This is a genomic window from Bacillus sp. AFS001701, from assembly GCF_002559405.1.
Classification (GTDB): Bacteria; Bacillota; Bacilli; order Bacillales; family Bacillaceae_G; genus Gottfriedia.
On the sequence record NZ_NTZO01000702.1, the window covers coordinates 1 to 364 of the forward strand.

Annotated in this window: 1 protein-coding gene; it reads right to left on the reverse strand. The window is 24.2% G+C overall.

Annotation, left to right across the window (positions count from 1 at the left end):
- Positions 1-364, reverse strand: a 364-nt coding sequence (locus tag CN514_RS26070; RefSeq protein WP_176526074.1) for a hypothetical protein, incomplete at both ends; no start/stop codon positions are given.

The window sequence follows — 364 nt, forward strand, 5'->3', positions numbered from 1 at the left end:
ATATTCCTAACGCTAAATCATTTTCTATTTTTTTTAATTTATTTTGATTTTTATCTGAATGCACCTTCACTTGATATTCCGTTAATACAGAATTATTTTTTTCTTTATTCCAAAACTCATATAGCTCCTCTTCTGTAACTGTGTCCTTCTTAATAATTAATAAAGTAAAATAAAAAAACTTAATTTTCTGTCTCAATTTGCTATCAATTGGCTTGTCCTTTAACTCAATATTATTAACTAAAGAATAGTATTTTTTTGCTTTTTTAAATTCTTCTTTATTTAATCCTTTATACCCCCGTCTTTCAATTTCTTCTTGGATTAACATTTCATTAACTTTCCGTTTAATCGTTATATCCTTATATAA